Source organism: Sphingomonas aracearum, from assembly GCF_003345355.1.
Taxonomy (GTDB): domain Bacteria; phylum Pseudomonadota; class Alphaproteobacteria; order Sphingomonadales; family Sphingomonadaceae; genus Sphingomonas; species Sphingomonas aracearum.
Window position 1 is genome coordinate 215101 of record NZ_QQNB01000002.1, and the last position, 21284, is coordinate 236384.

General features: G+C 70.1%; 21 protein-coding genes and 1 tRNA gene. 9 read left to right on the forward strand and 13 right to left on the reverse strand.

Annotated features, from left to right (window positions below):
- The first annotated feature begins 38 nt into the window (after nt 1-38).
- Entirely contained in the window at nt 39-1199 is a 1161-nt protein-coding gene (locus DVW87_RS08250; protein ID WP_114687327.1) for a saccharopine dehydrogenase family protein, read from the forward strand.
- A gap of 167 nt (nt 1200-1366) precedes the next feature.
- On the opposite strand, the gene DVW87_RS08255 is transcribed toward DVW87_RS08250, so the two are convergent.
- The 7 genes from DVW87_RS08255 to DVW87_RS08285 form a co-directional block, all read right to left on the reverse strand.
- Nucleotides 1367-1630, reverse strand: a complete 264-nt coding sequence (locus tag DVW87_RS08255) for a hypothetical protein (RefSeq protein WP_147276235.1) — start codon at nt 1628-1630, stop codon at nt 1367-1369.
- Nucleotides 1631-1707: 77 nt separating this feature from the next.
- Nucleotides 1708-2469, reverse strand: a complete 762-nt coding sequence (locus DVW87_RS08260) for a serine hydrolase (RefSeq protein ID WP_181814772.1) — start codon at nt 2467-2469, stop codon at nt 1708-1710.
- A complete protein-coding gene (locus tag DVW87_RS18065; protein WP_181814773.1) occupies nt 2420-2980 on the reverse strand; it encodes a hypothetical protein in 561 nt (186 codons plus the stop codon). Before DVW87_RS18065 ends, DVW87_RS08260 begins: the two co-directional genes overlap by 50 nt.
- Complete coding sequence (locus DVW87_RS08270; protein ID WP_147276237.1) at nt 2980-3294, reverse strand: hypothetical protein; 315 nt, start codon at nt 3292-3294, stop codon at nt 2980-2982. Before DVW87_RS08270 ends, DVW87_RS18065 begins: the two co-directional genes overlap by 1 nt.
- A gap of 39 nt (nt 3295-3333) precedes the next feature.
- Nucleotides 3334-3633: a hypothetical protein gene (locus DVW87_RS08275; protein ID WP_114687332.1), complete on the reverse strand. Its 300-nt coding sequence runs from the start codon at nt 3631-3633 to the stop codon at nt 3334-3336.
- On the reverse strand, nt 3630-5912 hold the full coding sequence (locus DVW87_RS08280; protein WP_114687333.1) for a ribonuclease R family protein: 2283 nt from the start codon (nt 5910-5912) through the stop codon (nt 3630-3632). The genes DVW87_RS08275 and DVW87_RS08280 overlap by 4 nt, the downstream gene beginning before the upstream one ends.
- Before the next feature lie 114 nt (nt 5913-6026).
- Nucleotides 6027-6686: a retropepsin-like aspartic protease family protein gene (locus DVW87_RS08285; protein ID WP_114687334.1), complete on the reverse strand. Its 660-nt coding sequence runs from the start codon at nt 6684-6686 to the stop codon at nt 6027-6029.
- Nucleotides 6687-6995: 309 nt separating this feature from the next.
- Here DVW87_RS08285 and rpsA point away from each other — a divergent pair, with 309 nt between their 5' ends.
- From rpsA to leuA, 6 genes are all read left to right on the forward strand, one after another.
- Nucleotides 6996-8708 carry a 30S ribosomal protein S1 gene (gene rpsA, locus DVW87_RS08290; RefSeq protein ID WP_114687335.1) on the forward strand — a complete coding sequence of 571 codons (1713 nt, stop codon included), beginning with the start codon at nt 6996-6998 and terminating at the stop codon, nt 8706-8708.
- Between the two features lie 221 nt (nt 8709-8929).
- On the forward strand, nt 8930-9208 hold the full coding sequence (locus tag DVW87_RS08295; protein ID WP_114687336.1) for an integration host factor subunit beta: 279 nt from the start codon (nt 8930-8932) through the stop codon (nt 9206-9208).
- Nucleotides 9209-9286: 78 nt separating this feature from the next.
- A tRNA-Leu gene (locus tag DVW87_RS08300) sits at nt 9287-9372 on the forward strand.
- A gap of 53 nt (nt 9373-9425) precedes the next feature.
- Nucleotides 9426-10871, forward strand: a complete 1446-nt coding sequence (locus DVW87_RS08305) for an ABC transporter substrate-binding protein (RefSeq protein WP_114687337.1) — start codon at nt 9426-9428, stop codon at nt 10869-10871.
- A gap of 5 nt (nt 10872-10876) precedes the next feature.
- Nucleotides 10877-11314: a DUF4112 domain-containing protein gene (locus tag DVW87_RS08310; protein WP_114687338.1), complete on the forward strand. Its 438-nt coding sequence runs from the start codon at nt 10877-10879 to the stop codon at nt 11312-11314.
- A gap of 188 nt (nt 11315-11502) precedes the next feature.
- A complete protein-coding gene (leuA, locus tag DVW87_RS08315; RefSeq protein ID WP_114687339.1) occupies nt 11503-13170 on the forward strand; it encodes a 2-isopropylmalate synthase in 1668 nt (555 codons plus the stop codon).
- Between the two features lie 18 nt (nt 13171-13188).
- On the opposite strand, the gene DVW87_RS08320 is transcribed toward leuA, so the two are convergent.
- From DVW87_RS08320 to folE, 3 genes are read right to left on the reverse strand one after another with little or no spacing between them, the layout of a single operon-like run.
- Nucleotides 13189-13539, reverse strand: a complete 351-nt coding sequence (locus tag DVW87_RS08320; RefSeq protein WP_114687340.1) for a dihydroneopterin aldolase — start codon at nt 13537-13539, stop codon at nt 13189-13191.
- Nucleotides 13532-14281 (reverse strand): SDR family oxidoreductase, encoded by a 750-nt coding sequence (locus tag DVW87_RS08325; RefSeq protein WP_114687341.1) that lies wholly within the window; start codon nt 14279-14281, stop codon nt 13532-13534. The genes DVW87_RS08320 and DVW87_RS08325 overlap by 8 nt, the downstream gene beginning before the upstream one ends.
- Nucleotides 14281-14904: a GTP cyclohydrolase I FolE gene (gene folE, locus DVW87_RS08330; protein ID WP_114687342.1), complete on the reverse strand. Its 624-nt coding sequence runs from the start codon at nt 14902-14904 to the stop codon at nt 14281-14283. Before folE ends, DVW87_RS08325 begins: the two co-directional genes overlap by 1 nt.
- A 152-nt stretch (nt 14905-15056) precedes the next feature.
- On the opposite strand from folE, the gene DVW87_RS08335 reads away from it, so the two are divergent.
- Together DVW87_RS08335 and DVW87_RS08340 are read left to right on the forward strand one after the other, a co-directional pair.
- A complete protein-coding gene (locus DVW87_RS08335) occupies nt 15057-15329 on the forward strand; it encodes an SWIB/MDM2 domain-containing protein (protein WP_114687343.1) in 273 nt (90 codons plus the stop codon).
- A 133-nt stretch (nt 15330-15462) separates the two neighbouring features.
- Nucleotides 15463-16437: a P1 family peptidase gene (locus DVW87_RS08340; protein ID WP_114687344.1), complete on the forward strand. Its 975-nt coding sequence runs from the start codon at nt 15463-15465 to the stop codon at nt 16435-16437.
- On the opposite strand, the gene nikE is transcribed toward DVW87_RS08340, so the two are convergent.
- Genes nikE through DVW87_RS08355 form a run of 3 tightly spaced genes read right to left on the reverse strand, consistent with a single transcriptional unit; the run spans nt 16434 to nt 21281 of the window.
- Nucleotides 16434-17999: a nickel ABC transporter ATP-binding protein NikE gene (gene nikE / locus DVW87_RS08345; RefSeq protein WP_114687345.1), complete on the reverse strand. Its 1566-nt coding sequence runs from the start codon at nt 17997-17999 to the stop codon at nt 16434-16436. The two genes, DVW87_RS08340 and nikE, sit on opposite strands and share 4 nt — an antisense overlap.
- The gene (locus tag DVW87_RS08350; protein ID WP_114687346.1) at nt 17965-18768 is read right to left on the reverse strand and encodes an ABC transporter permease; all 804 of its coding nucleotides are present in this window, start codon (nt 18766-18768) and stop codon (nt 17965-17967) included. The genes nikE and DVW87_RS08350 overlap by 35 nt, the downstream gene beginning before the upstream one ends.
- Complete coding sequence (locus tag DVW87_RS08355) at nt 18765-21281, reverse strand: ABC transporter substrate-binding protein (protein WP_239017823.1); 2517 nt, start codon at nt 21279-21281, stop codon at nt 18765-18767. Before DVW87_RS08355 ends, DVW87_RS08350 begins: the two co-directional genes overlap by 4 nt.
- Nucleotides 21282-21284 lie beyond the last annotated feature (3 nt).

Below are 21284 nucleotides of genomic sequence, written 5' to 3' on the forward strand. Positions count from 1 at the left end.
CCCCGGCACACATCCGGGGCGAAACGAGGGAGAGAGACATGGGGCGCGAGTTCGACGTGATCGTGTTCGGCGCGACCGGCTATACCGGGCGCCTGGTGGCGGAATATCTGGCGCAGATCGGCGCGCCGCGCTGGGCCATGGCGGGGCGCTCCGCGGCCAAGCTGGAACAGGTCCGCGCGGAGATCGGCGCACCGGCCGACACGCCGTTGATCGTTGCCGACTCGCAAAGCCCGTCCGACCTGCGCACCCTGTGCGGGCGGACCGAAGTGGTGCTGAGCACGGTTGGCCCCTACCAGCTATATGGAACCGAGCTGATCGCCGCCTGCGCCGAGACGGGCACCGGCTATGTCGACCTGTGCGGCGAGCCGGGCTGGATGCGGCAGATGATCGACGCGCACGAGGCGCGCGCCAGGGAGACCGGCGCGCGCATCGTCTTCTCGTGCGGCTTCGACTCCATTCCGTTCGATCTGGGCGTCTGGACGTTGCAGGAGGCGGCGCGTGCGAGGTTCGGGCGTCCGGCGCCGCGGGTGAAGGGGCGCGTGCGGCGGATGAAAGGCACCTTCTCCGGGGGCACCGCGGCCAGCCTCAAGGCAACCCTGGCCGCGGCCGCGCGCCAGCCGGCGCTGGTGCCGGTGCTGGCCTCGCCCTTCGGCCTGACGCCCGGCTTTGCCGGACCGCACCAGCCCACGGGCATGGTGCCGGAATATGATCCGGACATCGGCGCCTGGGTGGCGCCGTTCGTGATGGCGACCATCAACACCAAGAACGTCCACCGCACCAACTTCCTCGCCGGCCAGCCCTACGGGCCGGACTTCGTCTATGACGAGATGCAGGTCACCGGCCTGGGCGACATGGGCAAGGCGGCGGCCGAGATGCTCGCCAAGTTCAATCCCTTTTCGGGCGACAGCGGCCCCAAGCCGGGCGAGGGCCCGACGAGGGAGGAACGCGAGAGCGGCCATTACGACATCCTGTTCCTGGGCCTGATGCCCGATGGCGGGCGCGTGGAATGCGTCGTCACCGGGGACCGCGATCCCGGTTATGGCTCCACCAGCAAGATGATCGCACAGGCCGCCTTGTGTCTGGCGCAGGATGTCCCCTCGGAGGGCAAGGGCGGCATCTGGACGCCCGGCGCGCTGATGGCCAAGCCCCTGCGGACACGTCTGGAGGGGCAGGCAGGGCTGAGTTTCCGCTGCGGGTGATGTCACGCGCAGCAATCGAACGCCCAAGTGTTCGATCGTTGCGTTGTCGTTCTGTCCGTCCCCGTTCAGGCTCATGCCATCGCAGAAGGGGATGACGGGGCGACCTTCCTTTCCCAATTGGTGTGCACGGCCACCGGGACAAAGGAGAGCTTCCCGATGAAGATCGTTCACACCGCAAGTGCTATCGCAGCAATCGCCTTGATTGGCAGCACTTCCGCACTGGCGCAGACCACGCCGACGCAGACGACGCCGCCGACCGATACTTCGACGGCATCGCCGACAACTTCGACCACGCCGCCGGTGGACTCGTCCACCACCACGACAACTGGCACCGCGCCGACCGACACCACGGCCGGGACTGCCACGACGTCGGGCGACACGACTGCCACGACTGGCGACAGCTCCACCGACCAGACGGCGAATACGGGCAAGAAGAAGAAGCGCTGATCCCCTTTCCAGTGCTTCCTTCCCGGGGCGGGGCCGCAAGGCTCCGCCCTTTCTCGCGCGCTCAGGGCTGGACCAGCAACAGCGCGCGACCGGCAAGCGCGGCGAATGCCGCCCCGTCGATCGCCGCGTCCGGTCTGGTCCAGGCGGTGGAGATGACCCACCATCCACCGTTCCTGTCCCGCGCCAGATAGTTGAGCGCGATCACGCCGGGTTCCGAACCCCCCTTGTAGCCGAGATAGGCGAAGCGGACGGCGACCGCCGGCGCGGCGCCAGCGCTGACCGACAGGATCTGGAGCACGACCGGGTCCGGCAGGCGCCGCAGCCGATCGAGCTGCCGCGCCACCGCCTGAGGACTGGCAAACCATTCCACCTCGCCATTCGCCACCGGGCTGCCCGTCATGGCGGCGACATCCAGCGTGGCGGCGGCAAACCGTGCGGCGTTCCGGCGCAGCAACGTGGTGCGCCGGGCCGGATCGGCGGCCTTCCATGCGGCGGTCAGGCCGGCCTCGGCCTTGATCGCGAACGCCTCCCGCGTGGTCAGCACGGGCACCGAAAGGCCGCCGGCGCGCGCATGGGCATCGATGGCGTCGCGGCCGACAAGGCCTATCAGCGTGTCGGTCGCCGTGTTGTCGCTGATCGAGATCATCAGCGTCGCCAGCGTCTGCACGGTGACGGGTGCGCCTTTCGGCCAGTTCTGGAGCATGCCGCTCGGCAGCGAGGGGGTGCCGAGCGGAACCACGTCGCTCCACTTGTGCCGCCCGGCGGCGATCTGCTCAGCCAGCGCGCCAAGCACCCAGAGCTTGAAGCCGGAGCCCAGCGGCATTGCTTGGCCGCCATGCAGCTCCGCGACCGGCGTTGGGGGCGCCGTCGCCCAGCCGATAGACGCCCAACGCCGTGCGGCCGGGCAGCGCGGCGAGATCCGCCGAGAGCTTCCGCCAATCGTCGCCGGCGAGCTGCGTGCCGGTGATGCGCAGCCCGGTGACGACATGCGGAGGCGCGGCATCCACCGTCAGCGCGATCGTCGCGGTGCCGCGCTCGTACCGCACCACCACGGTGGCCGACCACGCGCCGACCGGCTGCACCGATGCGATCGCCAGCGGCTGCCCGAGTGTCGCGCCCAATTGCGCCGTCACTGCCGCGAACTGCGGCCGGGGCACCGCCTGCCGAAAGGCGGCGGAGAAATAGGCGGCATAGTCGCCCTCCCCTCGCAGGGTCGCGAGCAACCCTGCGATCCGCTGGGCCACAGCGGGGCTGGCAGCAGCCGCGGCCTGCTGTTGCGCGGGCGCGGGCGCCGCCCCGGCAGTCGCGGCGACGAGGCAGAGGAGCGCGCGCATCAGCTCGCCACCGCGATCCCGATCGCTGCGGCGGCGATGGCCATGGCTCCGGCGAAGATCAGGCCCGTCCGCTTGCGGCGTTCCCGCTGCCATGCCTCCAGCTTGTCGGGGACGATGTAATGGCCGCCGTTGCTGGCCGGGCGCAGGATGCCCTTGTCCTTGAACTCGTCCACCAGTTTGCGCTCGAAGCGGCGCTGCGGATCGAACGTCACCGCCTTGGCCGGGCTGGTCGCCTCGGCCGAGACGAAGTGCGCAATCACCCTGTGCCTCGCTCGCGCCTTCGCGATGGCCACCGCGTTTGCTGCTCCACCCATGGTTCCGCCTCCTGTTGCGGGGCGAAGCATGCCACGGCCTCAGCCGCGATAGAAGAGCATCAGCACCGCCGCAGCGGCAAGGCAGATCGCCACCGCGACAGCGGCGTGGAGCCGGCGCCGTCGCTCCGACCAGCGATGCCAGGCGGCCAGATCCATCCAGTAGCGCCCTTCCCCCGCCGGCCGCAGGACGCCCGCGCCCAGCAACTGCTCGAAACGGCGACGGGCAAGCGCGCCAGCTGGCGAAAACGCGACCGCGTCGCCGGGCGCCAGCGCATGGCGCTCGGCAAACCAGGCGGGGGTGGCGCCATGCACGCGCAGCAGGTTGACCGGCGCGTTCACTTCCTCCCCTGATGCCGGATGTTGCCGGGCCGGCCGCGGCGCTTGAGCACGCGCACCGGCTTTCCCTTGTGCGTGCGCGGGGGAGGCGCATTGCGCCCTTCCGGCATTTCGAAGCGCAGCGCGCCGGAAACGGGGTTGGCTTCGGCGAGCCGCAATTGCAGGCGCTGGCCCGAGGCGTATTCGGCGCCGGTGTCCTCGCCGACCAGCTTCTGCGCGGCCTCGTCGTAGCGGAAATATTCGCCCCCGATGTCGCGCACCGGCATCAGGCCATCGCCGCCGATCCCCTCCACCGTGGCGAAGAAGCCGAAATTCTGCACGCCGGTGATGCGCACCTCCACCATCTCGCCGACCTTCTCGGAAAGGTAGGCGGCGACATAGCGGTCGATCGTGTCGCGCTCGGCCTCCATCGCCCGGCGCTCCAGCATGGAGATGGACTCGCCGATGCGGGTCATTCCCTCCGCCTCGCCTTCGGTCAGCCCGCCCGGTCCGAGATGATAGGCGGCGACCAGCGAGCGGTGGACGATCAGGTCGGCGTAGCGCCGGATCGGCGAGGTGAAATGCGCATAGCTGCCGAGCGACAGGCCGAAATGGCCGTGGTTCTCCGGCCCGTAATAGGCCTGGGTCTGCGTCCGCAGCACCTGCTCCATCACCTGCGGCCGGTGGTCGGCATCGCCGATCCGGTCGAGCACGCGGTTGAACGTCGCGGGCTTGACCACCTGGCCAAGCGCGAACTCCACCCCGAAGGTCGCCAGATAGTCCTTCAGCGCGACCAGCTTCTCGCGGCTGGGCGGCTCGTGGTCGCGGTACATGACCGGGGCCTTCTTCGCCTCCAGCGCCTTGGCCGCGGCGACGTTGGCGGCGATCATATAGTCCTCGATCAGCCGCATCGAGTCGAGCCGCTCGCGCGGCGCGACCGACAGGATGCGGCCCTTCTCGTCCAGCACCACGCGGCGCTCGGGCAGGTCGAGATCGAGCGGCTCGCGCTTCTCCCGCGCCTTGAAGAGCGCGCCCCAGCAATCCCAGAGGTGAACCAGTGCTTCCGCCAGCGTTCCCCCGCGCAGGCGGGGGTCCAGAGCGTCAGGCGTTGCCTCGTGTAGCTCTGGGCTCCCGCTTTCGCGGGAGGATTGAAGGTTATACGCCGCCTGCGCATCCTCGTAGGCGATGTTGGCGGCGAGCTTCACCACGGCGCGGGTGAAGCGCCAGCTCTTCAGCGTGCCGGACGGCGTGACCTGCAGGTGACAGGCGAGCGCCGCCCGGTCCACGCCCTCCTTCAGCGAGCACATGTCGGCCGACAGCTCCTCCGGCAGCATCGGCACGACGCGGTCGGGGAAGTAGACGCTGTTGCCGCGCTTGCGGGCCTCGCGATCGAGCGCGGAGCCGGGGCGGACGTAGAAGGACACGTCGGCAATGGCGACGATCGCCTTCCACCCGCCGGCATTGGCGGGGTCGTCGTCGGGCGCGGCCCAGACCGCATCGTCATGGTCGCGCGCATCGGCCGGGTCGATGGCGACGATGGGCAGGTGGCGCAGGTCCTCGCGCCCCTCGCCCAGCGGCTGCGCGGACACCTTCCTCGCCTCGTCCAGCACCTCGCCGGAGAACACGTCCGGGATGCCGAGCTTGTGGATGGCGATCAGCGAGAAGCTGCGCGGCGCGAACGGGTCGCCCAGCACCTGCACCACGCGGGCGGTGATGCGCGGCGGGCGGCCGGCCTTTTCCGCCATCACCAGATCGCCGACCTGCGCGCCGCCGGCATCGGACACCGGAAACTCGCGCCGCTCCTTCTTCTCCACGCCTTGCAGCCAGAGCCGGTCGCCTTCGCCGCGCAGCACCCCCAGGATCTGCTCCTCCCCGCGCCCGAGCTTCTTCATCGGGTGCGCGATCCAGCCGCGGCCCGCTTCCTCCGTCCGTGCGAGGATGCGATCGCCGACGCCGAGAGCACCGCTGCCCTTTTCGCGCACGCGCAGCTGCGGCGGGGGAGTGTCGGCATGCCAGACATCGGGCACAGCAAAGGCCTGGCCGCCGTCGTCCACATCAACCACGCGCAGCACGGTGACCTTTGGCACGCCGCCCATCTTGTGGAACGCCCGGCCCGGCGCGGAATCGATCAGGCCCTCGTCGGCCATGTCCTTGAGCAGCGCCTTCAGCGCGATCTTCTCCGCGCCGTGCAGGCCGAACGCCTTGGCGATCTCGCGCTTGCCCGCCGGGCTGGTGGAGGAAGAGATGAAGTCGAGCACCTGCTCGCGCGTGGGAAAGCCCGCCGGGCGCTTTGGTTTTGCCATCGGGGGAGAGATAGGAGGTCCGAGGCTTGCCGTCACCCGTCACGTCACCCCGGCTCTTCACCGTTCGTGCCGAGGAGCTACTGAGCCCCCTTCGAGACAGGCCTCCGCCGGCGCTCAGTCCTTCCTCAGGGCGAACGGGGAAGTCGAAGGGGCCACCTCCTGCGGATGATGCGGCACGAGGATCAGCGTGTTGCCTTCCACCCGCCAGCTTTTCAGCAGCGACAGGAAGTTCATTCCCAGGATATCCGCGTCGCCGAACGCGGGCGAGACCACGACGGCAAGATCGCTCGCCCGGATGGCGCCGAGACGCAGTTCGCCCACGTCCGACGTCTGTGCCTGAACCGCGCCGTTGGCGGTGCGCAGCACCACCGGGAACAGCTCCTCGCGCACCTGGAGCCCCGCGGCAGCGGCGGTGTTCACCGACAAGGCGGTGATGGTGGCGCCGCTATCCACCAGCATGCGGCGCGGCACGCCGTTGATGGTGGCGCGCGCCCAGAAATGGCCGTCCGGGCTCAGGCGGATGCGCACCTCGCCGCCGACCACCTTCTGATCGTCGAGCTGCAGCACGTCGGCAATGCGGCCGAGGAACGGATCGAAGCGCTGCCGCTGGCTGACGACGTTCACCAGCACCACCGCGAAGATGCCCCACAGGGCAATCGAGGTGATCGTGCGCAGCACCGGGATGCGGCGGGCCACCGCGGCGACCAGCACCAGCGCAAAGAGGCCGAGGTAGAGCGGCGCATGCGCCTGAAGATCGGAGGAAAGGAAGTCCAAGAACGTGCGATCCGAAGGGAGAGGCGGATGTGCCCCCAGCGATATGTATGCCGCCCGGGCGGCGCGCCAAGGGCGGCGGCTTGCCAGCGGGCAGGCAAAAAGCTATGGGGCGGCGGTCCGGCGAGCGGTGTCTCGCGGAGGAAGGCGCGTGGAGCGATCCGTCGCGCCCTTTTCGCATTTGATCGGCGAACCTCCGTTGCTCCGCTTCAAGGGCGCCGTGCGGGCGTGGGGCCCGGGCGGCAGTTCGGCTTGAAGACCGCTGGAACCAACCAGCCGGCCGGCAAAATATCTGAGGACTTGAACCACTTTATGGCCACCATGGCACAACCCACCCGCGACGATTTCGCGGCCCTCCTGGAGCAGACGCTCGGCGACGCAGACGGCTTCGAAGGCCGCGTCGTGAAGGGCACCGTTACCGGCATCGAGAACGATCTGGCCGTGATCGACGTGGGCCTGAAGAGCGAAGGCCGCGTGCCGCTGCGCGAGTTCGCGCCTGCGCCGGGCCAGAAGGCCGACCTGAAGGTCGGTGACGAGGTCGAGGTTTACGTCGACCGCGTCGAGAACATGCATGGCGAAGCGATGCTGTCGCGCGACCGCGCGCGCCGCGAAGCCGCCTGGGACAATCTGGAAGCCGAGTTCGCCAAGTCGGCGCGCGTCGAGGGCACGATCTTCGGCCGCGTGAAGGGCGGCTTCACCGTCGACCTGAACGGCGCCGTGGCCTTCCTGCCGGGCTCGCAGGTCGATATCCGTCCGGTGCGCGACGTCACCCCGCTGATGGACATTCCGCAGCCGTTCCAGATCCTGAAGATGGACCGCAAGCGCGGCAACATCGTGGTGTCGCGCCGCGCCATCCTGGAGGAAACCCGCGCCGAGCAGCGTTCGGGCCTCATCATGAGCCTGGCCGAGGGCCAGATCATCGACGGCGTCGTGAAGAACATCACCGATTACGGTGCGTTCGTGGACCTGGGCGGCATCGACGGCCTGCTGCACGTCACCGACCTCAGCTACAAGCGCGTGGCGCACCCGAGCGAAGTGCTCAACATCGGTGACACGGTGAAGGTGCAGATCATCCGCATCAACCGCGACACGCAGCGCATCTCGCTGGGCATGAAGCAGCTCGAGAGCGATCCGTGGGACGGCGCCGCGGCGAAGTACCCGGTCGGCGCCAAGCTGTCGGGCCGCGTGACCAACATCACCGAATACGGCGCGTTCGTCGAGCTGGAGCCGGGCATCGAGGGCCTCGTCCACGTGTCCGAGATGAGCTGGACCAAGAAGAACGTCCATCCGGGCAAGATCGTGTCGACCTCGCAGGAGGTGGACGTGGTGGTGCTCGAGGTCGATTCGGACAAGCGCCGCATCTCGCTGGGCCTCAAGCAGGCCGTGGGCAATCCGTGGGAGAGCTTCGCCGAAGCGCACCCGGTCGGCTCCGTGGTCGAGGGCGAGGTCAAGAACTCCACCGAGTTCGGCCTGTTCATCGGCCTGGACAACGACGTGGACGGCATGGTTCACATGTCCGACATCGCCTGGGGCGTGTCGGGTGAGGACGCGCTCAACCTCCACCGCAAGGGCGAGACGGTGCAGGCCGTGGTTCTGGACATCGACGCCGAGAAGGAGCGCATCTCGCTCGGCATGAAGCAGCTGGAGCGCGGCGGCCCGGTGGCCGGCGGCATCTCGGCCGCGGGCGATCGCCTGAACAAGAACGCGGTCGTCACCGTGACCGTTCTCGAAGTCCGCGACGCGGGCCTCGAAGTGCAGGTGGGCGAGGACGGCGCGACCGGCTTCATCAAGCGCACCGATCTCGGCCGCGACCGCGACGAGCAGCGTCCGGAGCGTTTCCAGGTCGGCCAGAAGTTCGACGCGATGGTGACCGGCTTCGATCGTTCCAAGAAGCCGACCTTCTCGGTCAAGGCGATGCAGGTCGCCGAGGAGAAGGCAGCGGTGGCGCAGTACGGCTCGTCCGACTCGGGCGCGTCGCTGGGCGACATCCTGGGCGAGGCGCTGAAGGCTCGCCAGAACCGCTGATCGGCGGTTTCCAGCCAGGTTGAAGCGAGGGGCGGGCCGCAAACCCGCCCCTTTCTTTTGTGTTCACTTCATTTTTTCGCCCAACCGACGCAATTGCAGCATAGACGCCTCGCAATCTGCTATCGTGCCGAACTGGCCTGATGTAGATCACGGCGCATGCCGCCGATCTGGCGGCAAATGGTTGGCAGGACGCCACCGGCGAACGACGAGGATTTGGCGCAATGATCCGTTCCGAACTGGTGCAACGATTGGCCGAGGAGAACCCGGATCTGTCGGCGCGCGACGTGGAGGCGATCGTTGCCGTGTTCTTCGACGAGATCACCCGCCGTCTGGCGGAAGGTGGCCGCGTGGAGCTGCGCGGCTTTGGCGCCTTTTCCACCCGCGCGCGCGACGCACGGACCGGGCGCAATCCGCGCACCGGCGAAACCGTGGAAGTCAACGCCAAGCGCGTGCCGTATTTCAAGCCCGGCAAGGAAATGCGCCAGCGCCTGAACGTCTGACGACAACGGACACGCCTTCGCGCTTGCGGAGGTCCTTGCTTGACGCTGCCGCCGCTCTGCGCTTCACGGCGGGCAGCTGCGGATGTGGCGAAACTGGTAGACGCACGGGACTTAAAATCCCTCGCCCCATGGGCATGCGGGTTCGAGTCCCGCCATCCGCACCATTGCCGCCGCGCCTCTGGCGCCCGGCGCTTCGGCACGCTAGCTCTCCTTCCCGATGGTCCGCGTTCTTGCCCTTGCCTGCCTGCTCCTGCTGATCGGCGGATGCGACCGGCGTCGGGATGCCGGCGCGGTGGTGGTCAGCGCGCCCGGCGCGGCGCGGCTGATCGACTTCGGTCGGGTGCCGACCGATCCCGCCGCGCGGCTGTTCACCGATGCCACCGCGCAAGGCCTGGTGCGCTTCGATGCGGCCGGCGGCATCGAACCGGGGCTGGCCGAGCGCTGGATCGTCACGGATGAGGGCACCAGTTATATCTTCCGCCTGCGGGAGGCGAACTGGTCCGATGGCTCCCCGGTCACCGCTGCCCAGATCGTCTCCATTCTGCGGCGTCGCGTGTCGGCCGGCGAACGCAATCCGCTGAAGCCGTTCCTCACCGCCATCGACGAGATCGTCGAGATGACGCCGGAGGTGATCGAGGTGCGCCTCCTCAGGCCGCGGCCCGATCTCCTGAAGCTGTTCGCGCAGCCGGAACTGGCGCTGGTGCGGCTCGCCCGGCCATCCGGCTCCGGCCCGTTTCGCGACGCACCGTCCGCCCGCTCCGCGGTCCTGCTGCGCCCGGTGCCCGATCGCAACCGCGATCCGGATGCCCAGGCGCCCGACGCGCGCGACGACGTACGCCTGGTCGGCGAGCGCACCGCCAAGGGACTGGCGCGGTTCGCGGCGGGCCGGTCCGACATGGTGACCGGCGGCACCTTTGCCGATTACCCGCTGGTCGCCGCCGCCGCCATCGCGCCGGCCAACCAGCGGCTCGATCCGGCGGTCGGCCTGTTCGGCCTGGCCATTGCCGAGCGCACCGGCTTTCTGGCCGACCCTGCCGGGCGTTCCGCGATAGCCGCCGCCTTCAACCGCCCTGCGCTGGCTGCCGCCTTCACCTCCGACTGGCAGGTGGCGGACCAGATCCTGCCGGACCAGCTCGACTCCGCCGCCCTGCCCGCCCGCGGCGACTGGGCCGCGCTGTCCACCGACGACCGGCTCGCCGCGGCCCAGACCCGCGTGGCGGCCTGGCTCACCGCGCAGGGGCCGATCACCCTGCGCATCGCGCTGCCCGACGGGCCGGGCGCGACCGTGCTGTTCGGTTCGCTCGCGCGCGACCTGCGCCAGATCGGCATTGCCAGCATCCGCGTGCCCGTGGACGCCGCCGCCGACCTGCGCCTGGTCGATGCCGTGGCGCCCTATGACAGCGCCCGCTGGTATCTCGCCACCGCCTGCCAGCCGTGCAGCCCCGAGGCCGAGGCGGCGCTCGTCGCCGCGCGCGACGCGCCCAGCCTTGCCGAGCGCGGGCGGCGGATCGCGGAGGCCGATGCCGCGCTTGCGGCGGACGGCGCGTTCATCCCGCTGGCGCGGCCCCTGCGCTGGTCGGTGGTGGCGCTGCGGCTGCGTGCCTGGCAACCGAACGCCCGGGCGTGGCACCCGTTGAATCGCCTGCGCGGCACTCCCAACTAGACGGCATGGCCAACACCACGCGCATCCCGGACGATCTGTTGAGCAAGATGGGCGGCAAGCTGCCCCTGGGCCGGGATGCCGCCGCGGTGCGGGCGCGGGTGGAGGCAATGGAGCGCGTGCTGGAAGGCCTGTTCACCGTGCCGGGCACGCAGCGCAAGTTCGGCCTCGACGTGATCCTGGACTTCATTCCGGTGGGTGGCACCACCGTTGCCGCGGCCATGGGTGCCTGGCTGGCCTGGGAGGCACGCAACCTCGGCATGTCGAAGGTGCAGATCGCGCGCATGTTCGGCAATGTCGGCGTGGACTTCGCGCTGGGCCTCATCCCCTTTGTCGGCGCCGTGCCGGACTTCTTCTTTCGGTCGAATACGCGCAACGTCCGCATCATCAAGCGCTATCTGGATAAGCATCACCCGGCGACGGCGACCATCGATCCGCGCCGCTAACGCCGCGCCATCTACGGGCTGGACACGGCCGGGCTGTGCGGGCACAAAGATCGCGCATGCGCACCGACGCCCTTCTTCTGCTGCGACTTATCCGCCCTTAGGCGGTGTTTCCTCCGTGCGCCCCGCGCCGGGCTCCGCCTAAGGGCAAGCTTCGACCAGACAGACGAACCGCTTTCCTGCGAGGCCCCATGCTGCGCGATCCTTCGACCAAGTACCGCCCCTTCCCGCCCGTCGCCCTGCCCGATCGCCAATGGCCCGGCCGCACCATCACCAAGGCGCCCCGTTGGCTTTCCACCGACCTTCGCGACGGCAACCAGGCGCTGATCGATCCGATGGACGGGGAGAAGAAGCGGCGCTTCTTCGACCTCCTCGTCAAGGTGGGCATCAAGGAGATCGAGGTCGGCTTTCCGAGCGCCGGGGCGACGGAGTTCGACTTCATCTCCGGCCTCGTCCGCTCCGGCTGCGTGCCGGACGATGTGACGGTGCAGGTGCTCACCCAGTCCCGGCGCGACCTGATCGAGACGAGCTTCGAGAGCCTGCGCGGCAGCCCACGCGCGATCGTGCACCTCTACAACGCGGTATCACCCGCATGGCGGCGCATCGTGTTCGGCATGAGCCGCGAGGAAGTGAAGGCCATCGCGGTCGAGGGCGCCAGCATCCTGCGCGACTGCGCCGCCGCGCAGCCCGGCACCGACTGGCAGTTCGAATATTCGCCCGAGACTTTCTCCACCGCCGAACTGGATTTCAGCCTGGAGGTCTGCGCCGCGGTGATGGACGTGCTGCGGCCAACCGCCGACCAGCCGCTGATCCTCAACCTGCCGGCGACGGTCGAGTGCGCGACGCCCAACGTCTATGCCGACCAGATCGAATATTTCTGCCGCAACATCCCCAACCGGGAGGCGGTGGTCATCTCCCTGCACACCCACAACGACCGGGGCACCGGCGTGGCGGCGGCGGAGCTCGGCATCATGGCCGGCGCGGACCGGGTGGAGGGCTGCCTGCTCGGCAATGGCGAGCGGACCGGCAATTGCGACCTGGTGACAGTCGCCCTCAACATGTACACGCAAGGCGTTGATCCGCAGCTCGATTTTTCGGACATCGACGCGATCATCAACACCGTCACCTATTGCAACCAGCTGCCGGTGCACCCGCGCACGCCCTATGCCGGCGACCTCGTCTTCACCGCCTTTTCCGGCAGCCACCAGGACGCGATCAAGAAGGGTTTCGCCGCGCAGGGCACGCGCAACGACGGGCTGTGGGAGGTTCCCTACCTGCCGATCGACCCCGCGGATCTCGGCCGCAGCTACGAGGCGGTGATCCGCGTCAATTCGCAGTCCGGCAAGGGCGGTGTCGCCTGGGTGATCGAGCAGGACAAGGGCCTGAAGCTGCCCAAGCGCCTCCAAGCCGATTTCAGCCGCCACGTCCAGGCGCTGGCCGACGAGACCAGCCGGGAACTGAACGCCGACGACATCTGGAACCGGTTCGAGGCGACCTATCTCGCCAAGACCGACGATCGCTTTGCGCTGGTCGACTATCACGAAAGCGGCTCTGCCGGCGATCGGGTGTTCGTCGGCCGCGTGTCGATGGGCGGGGAGGAGCAATCGATCTCCGGGCGCGGCAACGGCCTCATCTCCGGCGTGATCGCCGCGCTGGGCGAAAGCACCGGCCCGGCGCTCGACGTGGTGGATTATTCGGAGCACGCCATCGGCCATGGCGCGGACGCCCAGGCGGCGGCCTATGTGGAGTGCCGAACGGATGACGGGCGCACCGTCTTCGGCGTCGGCATCGACGCGGACGTGGCGACCGCCAGCGTGCGCGCGGTGCTCAGCGCGGCGAACGTGGCGGTTCGCGGCTGAAAACCGCCCCCCGCCTGGTCAGGGGCGGACCACCTCGCAGCCGATCGCGGCGTCCGGGTAGACGTCCGGCTTGGTGGACCGCACCCGCACCTGGCGGATGCGGGTGTCGGAAAGCGCAAGCTCGGCGATGGCATCGCACAGCGTTTCCTGAAGGTTGAAGTGGCGCTCGGCCGCCAGCGCGAGAATGCCGGTGCGGACGAAGTCGTAATCTGCGACCTCCTCGATCGCATCCTCGCGCGGCGCCCGCGGGTAGGTGGCGGTGAGCGCCACGTCGATCAGCACGCGCTGCGGCGCCGAGCGCTCGGCGGGGTGGATGCCCATTCGCATCCGGACGGCCAGCCGTTCGAGATGGATCACATAGTCAGGCATCCGCCCGTCCCTCGAACATCACGTCGCCCTCCCGCTTGAGGAACCGCTGGCCGCTGTCCACGAACAGGGTCTGGCCGGTGACGGACCGTGCCCCAAGCAGGTAGACGACCGCCGCGGCGACCTGTTCCGCCCCCACTTCGCGGTGCAGGAGGTTGCGGGTGGCGGTGTCGGCAAACTCCGCCGCGCTCTGGTCGCCGCTCGGCAGGGTCAGCCCCGGCGCGACGGCATTCACCCGCACGCGCGGTGCCAGCGCCTGCGCCAGCAGGGTCGTGGCGCCCTCCAGCGCGACCTTGGTCAACGTGTAGGAGAAGAAATCGGGATTGGGGTTGGCGACCTTCTGGTCGAGCAGATTGACCACTGCCCCGCCCTCGGGCGCCTCCTGCCGCGCCAGCGCCTCGGCGAGCCGCACCGGCGCCAGCGTGTTCACGGCATAAAGCCGCGCCGCCAGCGAAACGTCCACCTGCGGCGGCCGGTCGAACTCGAACAGCGAGGCCGAGTTGACCAGCCCCAGGATCGGCTCGCCCGCCGCCGCCACGGCGCGGCCAAACAGCGCGTCCAGGCCCGCCAGATCGGCAAGATCGCCCCGCACCGTCGCCCCGCCGATCTCCCCCGCCAGTGCAGCGGCTTCCTCCGAAGAGCGGTTGTGGTGGATGACCACCCGAAATCCGGCCGCCGCCACCGCCCGCGCGATCGCCGCGCCGAGCCGCCTGCCGCCGCCGGTCACGAGCACCGCGCCGGGCATCAGAAGCCCATCAGCGCCAGCACTTCCTTGCGGCTGCGCTCGTCCTCGCGAAACACGCCCATCATCCGGCTGGTGACCATGCCGACGCCCGGCGTGCGCACCCCGCGCGCGGTCATGCAGGCATGGCTCGCCTCGATCACCACGGCCACCCCCTGCGGCTTGAGCTGCGCCCAGATGCAGTCGGCGACCTGCGCCGTCAGCCGTTCCTGCACCTGAAGCCGCCGGGCAAAGCCGTGCAGCACGCGCGCGAGCTTGGAGATGCCGACCACGCGGTCGCGCGGCAGATAGGCGATGTGCGCCTTGCCGATGATCGGCGCCATGTGGTGCTCGCAATGCGACTGGAACGGGATGTCCTTCAGCAGCACGATCTCGTCATAGCCGCCCACCTCCTCGAACACGCGCGACAGGTGGATCGCCGGATCCTCGCCATAGCCCTGGCAATATTCCTTCCACGCGCGCGCCACCCGCTGCGGCGTGTCGAGCAGGCCCTCCCGCGACGGCTCGTCGCCGGCCCAGCGGATCAGCGTGCGGATCGCCTCCGCCACCTCTTCCGGCACGGGCAGCTTGGGCGGCGGGCCCACGATGTCGCCCGAGTCCAGCGCACCATCCTCTTCGTCGATCATGGCCCTGCCTGTTCCATGCCGCAGGCCCGGATGCAACCACTGCGCACGCGGGAGCGTGACAACGCGGGCAAGGCAGCGCACAAGAGGGAGACGCCCGTCGAGGCGTGAACCCGATGCCGGTCGAACGGCACGCACAGGAAGGAATGAGTTACATGGCCAAGACCCCGACCACCGGTGCCAAGACGGGCGGCATCCACGCCCCCGTGCAGCCTTCGGACGAGCTCGGCGCCGTCGTGGGCAAGGACAAGCTGCCGCGCAGCGAAGTCATCAGCAAGGTGTGGGAATATATCAAGGCCAACAACCTGCAGAACCCGGAAAACAAGCGGGAAATCCTCGCCGACGAGAAGCTGCAGAAGGTTTTCGGTCGCGACAAGGTGACCATGTTCGAGATGAACAAGTACATCTCGCAGCACGTAAAGGCCTGAGGCCGGATCGGGCGTCGCGCGCGCAACCGCCGCGGCGCCCGATCTCCTTCGCCATGTTGGCCATCAGGCCCGCCGCGCTGCCGACTCGCTCGCAGGCGGCGCGTCCGATCGGATGGCATTTTCAGGAGCGCCGATGAGCCCCCGTCCCGGTCCACGCAACCTGCTGACCGACGTGCCCGGCCTCACCGTCGGCCATGCCACGGACGAGCGGGTCGGCACGGGCGTGACGGTGCTGCGTTGCGCCCACCCCTTTGTCGCCGCCGTGGACGTGCGCGGCGGGGGGCCCGGCGTTCGCGAAACGGAGACGCTGGCACCGGAAAACCTCGTGCCGGGCGTGCACGCCATCGTGCTGACGGGAGGCTCGGTGTTCGGCCTTGCCGCCGCCGACGCGGTGACCGCGCGCCTTTCCGTTCAGGGGACCGGCCTGCAATTGCGGCCCGGCTCCAAACATATCCCCATCGTGCCCGCAGCAGTGCTGCACGACCTGATGAACCCGGGCGACAAGGATTGGGGAGAGGCGCCGCCGTACCGGGCGCTGGGCGTCCAGGCGCTGGATGCCGCGGCGGAGCAGTTCGCGCTGGGTGCCGTGGGCGCCGGGCGCGGCGCGCAGGCGGGCACGGCGAAAGGGGGCATCGGCTCTGCTTCGCTGGACCTCGGCGACGGGATCGTCGTCGGCGCGCTGGCGGCGGTGAACTCGATCGGGTCGACGCTGATGCCGGATGGCGAGACCTTCTGGGCGTGGCCGTTCGAACGTGATGACGAGTTCGGCGGGCACCGGCCCGGCGCGGTCATGCCGGACCTCGACCCGCTCGCCGATCTCGGCCGCTTGATGCCGGGCGCGGCGACGACGCTGGCGGTGGTCGCCTGCAATGCCGCGCTGACCAAGGCGGAGGCCAAGCGGGTGGCGATCATGGCGCAGGACGGCATGGCCCGCGCGATCCGCCCGATCCACACGCCCTTCGACGGCGACCTCGTCTTTTCGCTGGCGAGCGGCGCGGTGCCGCTGGGCGAGCGCCTGCCGCGCGAGGTGGACGTGGCACGCATCGGCACGGTGGCCGCCGACTGCCTGGCGCGAGCGATCGCGCGCGGCGTGTTCGAGGCGCGCTAGCGGAGCGCTGGCTCGGGCGGGATCGGCAGAGCGCCCGCATCCGGCATGGCATCCACCAGGGCGCGGCTGTGCGGATGACGCGGGTGGGCCAGCACCTCGGCCGTCGCCCCCTCCTCGACGATCCGCCCTTCGTGCAGCACCAGCAGGCGGTCCGCGAAACCGCGCAACAGCGCCAGATCGTGGCTGACGAACAGCATGGCGACGTTCAGCCCGGACAACAGGTCCAGCATGTCCGCCCGGGTGGACGCATCCAGCGCGGAGAGCGCTTCGTCCAGCACCAGCAGCTGCGGCTCCACCACCAGCGCGCGGGCCAGGGCGATCCGCTGCCGCTGCCCGCCGGAGAAGAGATGCGGCAGGCGCTCTGCGGTGCCGGGGTCCAGCCCTACCCTCGCCAGCGCCGCGGCCACGCGCGACCGGACCTCCGCGGGGGCCAGCGACGGCACGAGGTGGAGCGGCTCGGCGACGATCCGGCCCACCGTCTGTCGTGGATCGAAGCTGCCCGCCGGGTCCTGGAAGACGGCCTGGACCTGGCGCCGAAGCGCTCGCAGGCGGCTCCCACGCGCATGGTGGAAATCCTCGCCGGCGAGAAGAACGCGCCCGGTCTCGGGCTTCTCCAAGGCAAGCACGTTGCGCAGGATCGTCGTCTTGCCGGCACCCGATGCGCCGACCAGCCCGACGATCTCGCCCGGCCGGATGGCGAAGCTGACATCCTCCACGCCGCCTCCGCCCGTGTACCGCCGGGTGAGGCCCTGCACCTCCAGCAGCGGCAGTCCCGGAACCGGGTCCGGGCGGGGCGCGGGGCGATGCAGCGCGCGGGCGAGAAGGCGCCGGGTGGCTGCATGAGACGGGGCACGCAACACGGACGACGTTGCCCCCTCCTCCACGATCCGGCCGCCCTCCATCACCGCGATCCGGTCCGCCATGCCGCCGACCAGCGCCAGATCGTGGCTGACGAACAGGAGGCCCATCCTCTCCTCCCGCACCAGGCGGACGAGCAAGGCGACGATCGCGCCTTGCGTCACGGTGTCGAGCGCGGTGGTGGGCTCGTCCGCCAGCAGGAAGCGCGGCCGCGCGGCGATGGCGATGGCGATGGCCACCCGCTGGCGCTGACCGCCGGAAAGCTGATGCGGAAAGCGGCCGGGCGGCACGTCCAGCCCCACCCGGGCGAGCGCTTCCGCGGCCCGGCGGCGCGCGGCGCGGCGCGACACCCGCTCGTGCAGCCGGATGGCCTCCGCCACCTGCGCGCCGATCGTCATGGCCGGGTTGAGCGCGGTCATCGGCTCCTGGAACACCATGCCCACCGCGCCGCCGCGGAGCGCATTCATCACAGCGGGGTCGCCGCCCTCGACGCGGACGCTGCCCGACAGCACGGCCCGCTCGGGCAGCAGGCCCATCGCGGCATAGGCCAAGGTCGACTTGCCGGAACCGGACGCCCCGACCAGCCCCAGGATCTCGCCCGGCGCCACCGACAGCGACACGCGGTCGAGCGCCAGCGTCTCGCCGAGCCGCACCGAGACTTCGCGCAGTTCAATCATCGCGCGCCACTCGCCGCGCCAGCCCATCGCCGAGCAGGGTGATGCCGAACACCGCGAGCACAATGGCCAGCCCCGGCGCGATCGCCAGCCGCGGCGCGACGCCGATCAGCGTCTGCGCATCGGCCAGCATCCGCCCCCAGCTCGGCAGCGGCGGCTGCACGCCCAGTCCGACATAGGACAGGCCCGCTTCCGCGACGATCGCCAGCGCGAACTGGATCGTCGCCTGCACCAGCAGCACGCCGGCGCTGTTCGGCAGGATATGCTCGGCGGAGATGCGCGCCCTGCCCTTGCCGGCGAGCCGCGCGGCGGCGACGAAATCCCGCCGCCACAGCCGCCGCGCCTCGCTCCGCGTCACGCGCGCGAACACGGGCACGTTGAACAGGGCGACGGCAAGGATCGCGTTGCTCGCGCCCGGACCGAGGATGGCGGCGAACAGCACGGCCAGCAGCAATGCGGGAAAGGCGAACAGCACGTCGCCCGCTCGCGTCACCAGCGCGTCCACCCAGCCGCCGCGCGCCGCCGCAAGCAGGCCGAGCGGCACGCCCACCAGCAGCGCGGCGCCGACCGCCAGCAGGGACACCGACAGCGACACCGTCGCCCCGGCCAGGATCATGGAAAGGAGATCGCGCCCATATTGATCGGTGCCCAACCAGTGCGAGGGCGAGGGCGCCAGCAGCCGCCGCCCGATGTCCAGATCGGCGACGTCGTACGGCGTCCACACGGTCGCCACCAGCGCGGCGATCACGAACACGCCGCACAGCACGGCCCCTGCCGGAAGCGCAAGGTTGCGCTTCATGCCCGCAGCCTCGGGTCGAGCCACGCGGCGGCAAGATCGGCCAGGAAGCTGGCGAGAACGGTCATGCCGACCAGCAGCACGACCACCGCCTGCACCACGACCAGATCGCGCTGGGCGACGGCCTGGAGCACCAGGCGGCCGAGACCCGGCAGGAAGAACACGTTCTCGATGATCGCGCTCCCGGCGAGCAGGAACGGCACCTGCAGGCCCAGCACGGTCACCGCCGGGCCCAATGCATTGGGCAGGGCATGGCGCCACAGGGTGGCATCCCGCGACAGGCCCTTGGCGCGCGCGGTGCGCAGATAGTCCTGCTCCATGGCCGCCAGCAGCGCACCGCGCGTCACGCGGGCAAGGATCGCCGCCTGCGGCACCGCCAGCGCGACCAGCGGCAGCACCAGCGCGGCCAGCGCGGCGCCGGGGCTGCTCCACCCGGGAAAGCCACCGGCCGGAACCCAGTGCAGCCGCACCGCGAAGACCAGCAGCAGCACCAGCGCCAGCCAGAAGCTGGGCACCGCGATGCCGAGCCGGGCCGCCCAGCTGAAGGCGACGTCGGTCCACCCGCCCCGCCGCCGCGCGGCGAGATAGCCGGCCGGCACGCCGATCGCCACCGACAGCAGGGTCGCCAGGAGCGCCAGAGGCAGCGACACGGCCAGCCGCTCGGCCAGCAGGCCCGCCACGGGTACGCGATAGGTATAGCTGGTCCCGAAATCTCCCCGCACAAGCTCCGCCATCCAGCGCGCGTAGCGGAGCGGCGCGGAGCCTCCGAACCCCAGTTCGGCATGCAGCGCCGCGATGGCGCGCGGGCTCGCATTGAGCCCCATCATGTACGCGGCCGGATCGCCCGGCACGATCTGCACGAGAACGAAGATCACCACGGTCGCGGCGAGCATGGTGGCCGCCAGCACGCCCGCCCGGCGCAGCACGGTGCGCACGCCCAGCCCCGCCACCGCCGCCAGCACCACCGCAGCCGCTAGCAGCCAGCCGAGCCCCGCATGGCCCGTTCCTGCCGCGGCTACGGCCGCCCCGCTCTCCCCTCCGTCGAAGCGGGCGGCGGCGAGGTCCAGCGTCTGGTTCGGCGTGTTGATCCAGGCATCGCGCAGCCGCACATCCTGCACGCCGAGATGCGGGAACTGGAACAGGAACGCATTGGCGGCATCGTCGGCGATGCGGCGCTGGATCGCCCCCAGCAGCTCGTGCCTTGCCGCAGGATCGGTCGTCGCCCGCAGGCGCGACAGCAGCACCCGCACCGCGCGCCCGTCATAGCCGAAATAATAATCCTCGCGGCCGTAAATGTCATAATCGAACGGTTCGGCATGGGCGACGATCGTGAGATCGAAGGCATGCCGGGCGAGCACCTGATCCAGCCACTGCGCCCATTCGACGCTTTCCACCCGCACGGCGATGCCGACCGCCCGCAACTGCGCCGCGATCAGCTCGCCGCTGCGCCGGGCATAGGAAGGCGGCGGCAGCTTCAGCGTCAGGGTAAAGCCATGCGGATAGCCGGCCTCCGCAAGCAGGCGTTTCGCGGCGGCGCGATCGAAGGGATAGCGGCCGGTGAGATCGACATAGTCCGGGCTTTGCGGCGGAAAGTGGCTGCCGATCGGCGTGCCGTAGCCGAACATCGCTCCATCGATGATCGCGCGCCGGTCGATCGCCTGCGAGATCGCGCGCCGGACACGCACATCCGCAAGCGGCCCGGCGCGCTCGTTCATCGCCAGGATCACCTCGCCCTGGCTCGGCGCCGTGACGATGCGCAGCCGCGGGTCGCTTCGCAATTGGGCCAGCGTCTCGGGGGCGGGGAAATCCGGAAAGATCGTCACGTCGCCGCTGCGCATCGCGGCATAGGCCGCGGTGGGATCGGCGATGAAGCGGTAGGTGACCTTCGCGAGAGAGGCGGGCCTTCCCCAATAGGCCGGGTTGCGCGCCAGCGTGAGGGAATCGCCGCGGCGCCAGCCGTTGAAGCGGAACGGTCCGGTTCCCACCGGCGCCGTCGCCAGCGAGGCGGCGGAACGCGGCGACACGATCACCGCATCGCCAAAGCTCAGGAGCGTGAGGAAGCCGGAGTCCGGCGCGCGCAAGGTGACGCGCACGCGCAGCGGATCGATCACGTCGACGCGCGCGATCGTCCCGAATGCCTGTGCCTGCGCATTGCTGGAGCCCGGCGCGCGTGCCCGGTTCAGGCTGAACGCCACGTCGGCTGCGGTGAGGATGTGCCCGTCATGGAAGCGCACGCCGGGACGCAGCGCGAACGTATAGGTGCGTCCATCGGGCGACACCTGCCAGCCTTGCGCCAGCAGCGGCCGCACGCTGCCATCGGCGGCCAGCCGCACCAGGCCTTCGAGCACGTTGGCATAGACCACCTCGTCGATCGCCGCCGCCGCGCCGGAGGTGGGATCGAGGTTGGGCGGCTCCAGTTGCAGGCCGATCGTGATCGCCCCATCCGCCGCGCGCGCCGGCGAGGGCGCGCCGAGCAGCAACATCGCGCACAGGGCGCAAAGGAGAGCCCGCACCATGCG